The organism is Nocardia spongicola (genome assembly GCF_047200775.1).
GTDB lineage: Bacteria > Actinomycetota > Actinomycetes > Mycobacteriales > Mycobacteriaceae > Nocardia.
The window spans coordinates 1-216 of record NZ_JBJZOO010000093.1 but is presented as its reverse complement, the minus strand read 5'-3'; the positions used below and the strand labels follow the sequence as shown (position 1 = coordinate 216).

Annotated in this window: 1 protein-coding gene; it reads right to left on the bottom strand. The window is 66.7% G+C overall.

Annotation, left to right across the window (positions count from 1 at the left end):
- Positions 1-216 (bottom strand): hypothetical protein (locus tag ACL02S_RS24350; RefSeq protein ID WP_412804824.1); only part of this gene is annotated, 216 nt, incomplete at both ends.

The window sequence follows — 216 nt, the reverse complement described above, 5'->3', positions numbered from 1 at the left end:
AGTGAACCGCTCGGCGAAGCCCCGCACCGTGTCCTCGTCGAACAGATCCCGCGCGTAGGAGAACTCCGCATACATCCCCGCCACACCCGACTCCACTGCCGAACCCACGGCCGGCTCCGCAGCTGGATCCACGGCGAGTTCGCGCACGGTCAACGACAGATCGAACTTCGCGGTCTCGACCTCGAAATCCACCGCCTCGACCCGCAACCCCGGCAG